1 protein-coding gene is annotated in these 813 nt (G+C 48.1%); it reads left to right on the top strand.

The window, feature by feature from the left end; genetic code table 11:
* A partial coding sequence (locus tag ACTHTA_RS11380) for an elongation factor Tu (protein ID WP_061371149.1) occupies positions 1-813 on the top strand: 813 nt, incomplete at its 5' end.

Below are 813 nucleotides of genomic sequence, written 5' to 3'. Positions count from 1 at the left end.
CAAGTAGGTGTACCTTACATCATCGTATTCATGAACAAATGCGACATGGTTGACGATGCCGAGCTGTTGGAATTGGTTGAAATGGAAATCCGTGACTTGTTGTCAAGCTACGACTTCCCAGGCGACGACTGCCCAATCGTACAAGGTTCTGCACTGAAAGCTTTGGAAGGTGACGCTGCTTACGAAGAAAAAATCTTCGAATTGGCTGCTGCCTTGGACAGCTACATCCCAACACCTGAGCGTGCTGTGGACAAACCTTTCTTGTTGCCTATCGAAGACGTATTCTCTATCTCTGGCCGTGGTACAGTAGTAACCGGTCGCGTAGAGCGCGGTATCATCCACGTTGGTGACGAGATCGAAATCGTAGGTCTGAAAGAAACCCAAAAAACCACTTGCACCGGCGTTGAAATGTTCCGCAAACTGCTGGACGAAGGTCAAGCAGGTGACAACGTAGGTGTATTGCTGCGTGGTACTAAACGTGAAGACGTAGAGCGTGGTCAAGTATTGGCTAAACCAGGTACCATTACTCCTCACACCAAATTCAAAGCTGAAGTATACGTACTGAGCAAAGAAGAGGGTGGTCGTCACACTCCATTCTTCGCTAACTACCGTCCACAATTCTACTTCCGTACTACTGACGTAACTGGTGCAGTTACTTTGGAAGAAGGCGTAGAAATGGTAATGCCAGGTGAGAACGTAACCATTACTGTAGAACTGATTGCGCCTATCGCTATGGAAGAAGGTCTGCGCTTTGCGATTCGCGAAGGTGGTCGTACCGTAGGTGCGGGTGTGGTTTCTTCTGTAATCGCTTAA

Source organism: Neisseria sp. P0013.S005 (assembly GCF_051958425.1).
Taxonomy (GTDB): Bacteria; Pseudomonadota; Gammaproteobacteria; order Burkholderiales; family Neisseriaceae; genus Neisseria; species Neisseria subflava.
Note: the sequence above shows the minus strand (reverse complement) of the source record. Positions and strands in the feature narration are given on the sequence as shown.